At 55.3% G+C, this 6,257-nt stretch carries 5 protein-coding genes; all 5 read left to right on the plus strand.

All coding sequences use genetic code 11. The features are described 5' to 3' along the window. On the plus strand, positions 1 to 1,138 hold a 1,138-nt coding region (locus ACWVCN_RS07710), incomplete at its 5' end, for a hypothetical protein (protein WP_455244983.1). Position 1,139: 1 nt separating this feature from the next. Then, a complete protein-coding gene (gene pgl, locus ACWVCN_RS07715) occupies positions 1,140 to 1,895 on the plus strand; it encodes a 6-phosphogluconolactonase (protein ID WP_455244984.1) in 756 nt (251 codons plus the stop codon). Positions 1,896 to 1,916: 21 nt separating this feature from the next. Further along, positions 1,917 to 2,981: a glucokinase gene (glk, locus tag ACWVCN_RS07720; RefSeq protein ID WP_455244985.1), complete on the plus strand. Its 1,065-nt coding sequence runs from the start codon at positions 1,917 to 1,919 to the stop codon at positions 2,979 to 2,981. Continuing rightward, positions 2,978 to 3,688 (plus strand): ribose-5-phosphate isomerase RpiA, encoded by a 711-nt coding sequence (rpiA, locus tag ACWVCN_RS07725; RefSeq protein WP_455244986.1) that lies wholly within the window; start codon positions 2,978 to 2,980, stop codon positions 3,686 to 3,688. The genes glk and rpiA overlap by 4 nt, the downstream gene beginning before the upstream one ends. Then, a partial coding sequence (locus tag ACWVCN_RS07730; protein ID WP_455244987.1) for a M1 family metallopeptidase occupies positions 3,642 to 6,257 on the plus strand: 2,616 nt, incomplete at its 3' end. The genes rpiA and ACWVCN_RS07730, both read left to right, overlap by 47 nt.

Consider the following 6,257-nt stretch of genomic DNA (forward strand, 5'->3'; position numbering starts at 1 on the left):
CCAATTTTGGCGAATTTTCACAAACCAACCCGACATCGGCGGACGGTACTCAGTTCTTTCCTATTTTGGTTTGGTGCCAGCCGCACTGCTGGGAATCGATATTGACAGATTACTGGACCGGGCGGAGACGATGGCCGAACGTTGCCGACTTCATGATCCGATCGACGACAATCCCGGTGCCGAACTTGGCGCAATGATGGGAGCACTGGCCCGCGCAGGCCGCGACAAAGTAACAATCTTCTCTTCCCCCGCCATCACGAGTTTCGGACTCTGGGCCGAACAATTGCTCGCGGAAAGTACAGGTAAAGATGGGAAAGGGTTGATCCCGGTTGCTGAAGAGCCGCTCGCCTCGGCTTCCGCTTACGGTCAAGACAGACAATTCATTTATCTTCGACTGGAAAAAGATCGCAATCGGTCGATCGACCGACTGGTCGATCATCTTGTGCGATTCAATCATCCCGTCCTCACCCTCAATCTACGCGATCGTTATGATCTAGGAGCAGAATTTTTCAGATGGGAATGGGCGACCGCCGTCGCCGGTCATTTGCTCGGTATCCATCCATTCGATCAGCCGAACGTCCAAGAGAGTAAGGACAACACCTCCCGCATGCTAGGTACCGTTTCGGCGACAGGCCGCTTGCCCAAGACAACCATGGCCACTCCGGCCCAAGCCGGTTCGAAACTGAAGCGGTTCTGCCGGCCTGGGACCTATGTCGCCATTTTGATCTACGGGACTCCTTCATCAAAACTGGAGCGCGCGGTCCGTTCGTTGCGGGCCGCGCTAATCAAACGTTTTCATGTGGCGACAACGGCAGGATACGGTCCCCGTTATCTGCATTCCACAGGACAGTTACATAAGGGGGGACGCGGGAGCGGGGTCTATCTCCAACTTGTTGAGGAGATGAAGCAGGATCTCACGATCCCTGGGAAACCGTTCACGTTTAGCACCCTCGCTCAAGCGCAGGCAGTGGGAGATGTGCAGGCGCTCCGCGCCCACCAACGCGACGTCATTGCCGTATCATTGGAGAACAATCCTCCCGCAACCATCACCGACATCATTCGATCATTCTCACTTTCCTCTGCCGCACGGCCTTTTCGCACAAAACGTCGGGCTCGCAAGCCCGCTCGCAAAAAATAAGATGCCTTTCTCACCCGAAATCCTCATCGCTCCCGATCACGATGGGTGGGCCGAGGTGGCGAGGAATCTCGTTCTGGAGATCGGTGCACAGGCCATACAGGACTACGGTCAATTCGTCATCGCGCTTTCTGGAGGCAATACACCGGAACGACTATACAGAGCCTTGTCTTCCTGCTCGAATAAAAGCCGTTTGGATTGGACGCGCACCATCTTTTTTTTCAGCGACGAACGTTGTGTTCCGCCTGACCATCCGCAGAGCAATTTCGGCCTCGCTAATCGATTACTGTTTAAACCCCTCTCGATCCATCCGGATCAGGTCCATCGGATGCTCGGAGAGGCGCCGGATCCCGAACTTGCCGCCAGAGATTACGAAAGACACCTTCGTGCCGCTTGCAGAGGGGGAACAGGCAGTTGGCCGATGCTTGATCTCGTTCTCCTTGGGTTAGGGCATGACGGCCATACAGCTTCAATTTTCCCTGGAACCTCTTCCGCAGAAGAGGAGGAACGTTGTGTGACCGTTGGGCACGCCCCATCAGAAATACCGACACGATTGACCTTCACGCTAGGTGTGATCAATCGGGCGAATGTGGTACTGTTTCTTGTCACGGGCGCCAACAAGGCAGAGATGGTGAAAACAATCCTTGAACCAGACGTGGCGGCAGAAAGACGGGTGCCTGCTGCTTTGGTCAAACCGGAACAAGGACGCCTCATCTGGCTGCTGGATGCCGCCTCAGCGGCGCAATTGGCGAAAGATTGACGCGAGACAAATGAGGAACACATGATTCTTGCGGGAGATATCGGAGGAACAAAAACCCATCTTGCCCTATTCGATTGGACCATGGAGCGTGTTGAGCCCGTTCGCCTGGAGACGTTTCACAGCGCAGACTATGGATCGCTTGATGAAATGCTCTCGGAGTTTTTAACCCCACCGAAGCCGCCCGTACCGCTCGACGAACTCGAACGTGGCACTGAAGACCAGGGGCAAATACCGTCGGAATCAAAAGCGGCCGAGCCTCTCAAGATCACAGCGGCCTGTTTTGGAGTTGCGGGTCCTGTCATTCAAAACCATTGCCGTACGACGAATCTTCCGTGGGTTGTCGACGGAGCCGCGCTGGCGAAGCAATTCGACATTCCCCACGTCCGCTTGCTCAACGATCTCGAAGCCATGGCCCATGGAATCCTGCTTCTCCGTCCGGATGAATTGGTCACCTTGAATGCAGGCTCGCCCCCGTTACAGAACCAAGCCATCGCACTCATTGCCGCAGGAACAGGTCTCGGCGAGTGCATCCTATTTTGGGACGGGACGAAGTATAAGCCGATGCCTTCTGAAGGGGGTCACGCCGACTTTGCCCCCAACACTGACAACGAGATCGAATTGCTCCGTCATATTCGCAGCCAGTACCTCCACGTTAGTTACGAGCGTGTCCTCTCAGGGTCTGGCCTTCATGCCATTTATGAGTATGTGCGTGACAGCAAGAAAAGCGAACCAACCTGGTTAGCCGAAAAAATCAATGCCGGAGACCCCGCTGCGGAAATTTCAGAAGCAGGATTGAAGGGGCAAGCGGAAATTGCGAAGCAAGCCCTCGACCTCTTTGCGTCCATCTATGGAGCCGAGGCCGGCAATTTAGCTTTAAAGGCGATGGCCATCAACGGCGTTTTCCTTGGGGGCGGGATGGCTCCCAAACTGCTCCAGAAATTGAAAGACGGCACCTTCATGAAAGCCTTTACGAACAAGGGGCGCTACAAGCGTCTGATGAGCAACATTCCGGTCCATGTCGTCCAAAACCAAGAGACCGCTCTCCTAGGGGCCGCCTCCACAGCCGCGCAACTGGCTCAATCATGACCCAGACTGACCTCGACTCATTAAAACGGGCCGCCGCGCTCAAGGCCGTCGAATACGTTGCCGACGGCATGGTCGTGGGGTTGGGAACCGGGTCGACCGCGAAACATATGGTCATTGCGCTCGGCGAGAAGGTAAAAGCAGGCATGAGCTTGCGGGGCGTGGCAACTTCGCAGGAAACGGCGATGCTGGCCAAACAGTCCGGCATCACTTTGATCGATGCGGACAACCGTTGGATCATTGACGTGGCGATCGATGGGGCTGATCAGGTCGATCCTCAATTCAATCTGATCAAAGGCGGAGGGGGGGCCCTCTTAAAAGAAAAGATCGTCGCGGCCTCGGCACGAAAATTCATCGTACTGATCGATCATACCAAACAAGTCCCCGTACTCGGGGGAACCTTTCCGCTTCCCATCGAAGTCATTCCGTTTGGGTGGGGAAGCACGGCAAGGGAAATCGAGGCTCTCACAAAAAGCCACGTAGTACTTCGAGATCGCAACGGGATTCCGTTTAAAACCGAGGCGGGCAATGTGATCGTGGATGTGCACGTCGAAAAAATTGACGACCCGAAAAACCTTGAAATGGCTCTAAACCAAATCCCCGGGATTGTCGAGACCGGCCTGTTCGTCGGCCGAACGGACCTGCTCATCGTGGGAACACCTCATGGAACCGAAACCCACAACGCCGGACGAGCACGAGGAATCGTTTAACAGACGCCAAGCGCTACAAAAACTTGCCGAGGGAACCAAGACTCTCTTAACCCTATCGGTCACGAACCTGCTTTCGCAATATCTTCACGCACCTTTCGTCCACGCCGACACCTATGGATCAAAAGAGGAAGATATGACCGACAAACTAAATCAGCACACGCCCGATCCCTATCGACTCCCGCGCCACGTTTTTCCAACGAGGTACGAACTCCAACTGGAACCCGACCTACACACGGCCCGATTCCACGGACATGCAACCATCAGCCTGACCGTCTTGGAATCAACCGAAGAGATAGTGCTGAACGCCGTTGATCTTACGGTGAAGCATGTGGCGTTCGAACAGCAGGATGGGCGACGTCAAATTGCCTCTGTTGTCATCGACGAGGCGCTCCAACGCGCCATATTGAGGGTTCCCCAAACGATCACGCCCGGTGAGTGGCGACTCTATCTCGAGTTTCAGGGAACCCTCAACGACAAGCTTCGCGGTTTCTATCGAAGTACCTACAGGGATGAAGCCGGTATTAGCCACACTTTGGCGGCGACGCAATTCGAAGCTACAGACGCGCGCCGCGCGTTCCCTTGTTGGGACGAACCGGATTTCAAAGCCGTGTTCGAGACGACTCTTGTGATTGATCGTCGACTCACAGCCGTATCAAACAGCGCGATCGTCTCGGAAATTCTCGAAGGAGAGAAGAAGATCGTCCGGTTTGCCGAGACCATGAAGATGTCCACCTATTTGGTTGCCTTCGTCGTCGGACAGATCGAGGCGACTGCTCCGACTCTTGTCGGGAAGACGCCCTTGCGTCTGTGGACCGTGCCGGGCAAATCGCGTCTCACGAGATTTGGCCAAGCAATTGCAGCGGCCTCGCTGGGCTTCTTCGAGCACTACTACGGCATCCCTTACCCGGGGGACAAACTCGATCTCCTCGCCATTCCCGATTTTGCTTCGGGAGCGATGGAGAATCTCGGGGCAATCACCTTTCGTGAAACCGCGTTACTCGTCGATGAGGAGAGCGGGACACACGCCGAGCTTGAGCGTGTCGCCGACGTGGTCGCGCATGAAAATGCCCACATGTGGTTTGGTGATTTGGTCACTATGTCCTGGTGGAACGGACTCTGGCTGAACGAAGCATTCGCCACGTTCATGGAGATGCTCGCCGTCGACTACTGGAAGCCGGAATGGAAACGATGGGATTCGTTCAGCGTCTCTCGCGCCGCCGCGTTCGCTGTTGACGGACTTCACAGCACGAGACCGATCGAATACGAAGTTCGTGCGCCGAAAGACGCCGATGCGATGTTCGACGTGTTGACCTATGAGAAGGGAGCATCTGTGCTCCGCATGTTGGAGCAACACATCGGACCAACTGTCTTCCGCGATGGAGTCCGTGACTACCTCCGTGCCCATGCGTACGGGAACGCTGATACGAAAGACCTTTGGATCTCGCTTGGGAAATCTGCCAAGCAGCCGGTTCCTGACCTGATGGACAGCTGGATCTTTCAACCAGGCTACCCCCTCATCACAGCAGAACTGAACGAGCGTGGCGAACTGCTCTTGACGCAACAGCGCTTTACTTATCTGCCAGACGCCTCATCTGCGACCTGGCAGGTTCCCATTCAATTGCGGTTTTTGACTCGTGGTACGGAGGAATCGAAACGGGTGTTGCTGGCCGATGAGCATGCAACCATCGCACTGCCTCCAGATTGCCAATACGCCGTCGTCAACGCGGGCGGGCAGGGATTCTATCGTGTTTGCTATGGGCCTCAGCTCATGAAGCGACTGTTGAATGCCGGCCTCAACAGTTTGGCCGCGATTGAACGATTCAGCCTGGTCAACGACGCATGGGCCTCAACGGTCGCAGGCCTCATGCCCCTCTCAGACTACCTTGATTTTACGAGGCGATTCACAGAGGAAACAGACAAGAACGTCTGGGTCGTTCTCATCGAATCCTTTGCCTTCTTAAATCGGATCATCGAGCCATCAGATCGTCCCTTGCTCGAATCTTTTGTCCGCTCCAGAATCGCCGCGGCCGCAATGGATCTTGGGTGGACACCAAAACCTGGCGAGAGCGAACTCACCCGACAGCTGCGCGGTGAATTGCTCCACGCCTTGGGTCGACTCGGCAATGATGCAGCCACACAAGCTCGTGCTGCTGAGCTGTATCAAGTATTCCGCAGCCAACCGGAATCTGTCGACCCGAATTTGCTACCCGCGATCGTGTCCATTATGGCTTTTACGGGAGACGCAGCACGGTACGAGGAGTTTACTGAGCGGTTTATGACCGCTGCGACACCACAAGAGGAACGGCGATACCTTTTCTCTCTTGCCACTTTTCGACAGTCCTCCCTACTCGAGCGAACCTTGGCAAAGACGCTCGATGGCAACATCCGCGTTCAGGATGCGCCGTTCCTTGTGAGCGCAGTCATGGGTAATGTGTACGGACGACGCCTGGGCTGGTCGTTCGTCAAACAACACTGGGATCAGATGGACAAGCGTTTTCCTAAACAGGGACTCCGGCGGATGTGCGGAGGCATCACAAGTCTCTGCGAACCTGAACTTGCGCGAGACGTC

The sequence above is a fragment of the Petrachloros mirabilis genome (genome assembly GCF_975968855.1).

Coding starts and splice junctions, on each gene's coding strand:
- pgl (WP_455244984.1), top strand. CDS start 1,140: ATGCCTTTCTCACCCGAAATCCTCATCGCTCCCGATCACGATGGGTGG.
- rpiA (WP_455244986.1), top strand. CDS start 2,978: ATGACCCAGACTGACCTCGACTCATTAAAACGGGCCGCCGCGCTCAAG.
- glk (WP_455244985.1), top strand. CDS start 1,917: ATGATTCTTGCGGGAGATATCGGAGGAACAAAAACCCATCTTGCCCTA.